We start from the raw sequence: 398 nt of genomic DNA on the forward strand, positions 1-398 counted from the left end.
CTGGCCGGCGGCGCCAACCCGATCTGCGTCGTCTCCTCCCCCGAGAAGGCCGACATCTGCCGGGCCATGGGCGCGACCGCGGTCATCGACCGCAACGCCGAGGGCTACAAGTTCTGGAAGGACGAGCACACCCAGGACCCCAAGGAGTGGAAGCGCTTCGGCAAGCGCATCCGCGAGCTCACCGGCGGCGAGGACATCGACATCGTCTTCGAGCACCCCGGCCGCGAGACCTTCGGTGCCTCGGTGTACGTCACCCGCAAGGGCGGCACCATCACCACCTGCGCCTCCACCTCCGGCTACATGCACGAGTACGACAACCGCTACCTGTGGATGTCCCTCAAGAAGATCGTCGGCTCCCACTTCGCCAACTACCGCGAAGCCTGGGAAGCCAACCGCCT

At 66.6% G+C, this 398-nt stretch carries 1 protein-coding gene; it reads left to right on the plus strand.

From position 1 onward, the window contains the following. On the plus strand, positions 1–398 hold a 398-nt coding region (locus ACEPPI_RS40740), incomplete at both ends, for a zinc-binding dehydrogenase (protein ID WP_373920275.1).

The organism is Streptomyces sp. AB3(2024) (genome assembly GCF_041862025.1).
Lineage (GTDB): Bacteria > Actinomycetota > Actinomycetes > Streptomycetales > Streptomycetaceae > Streptomyces.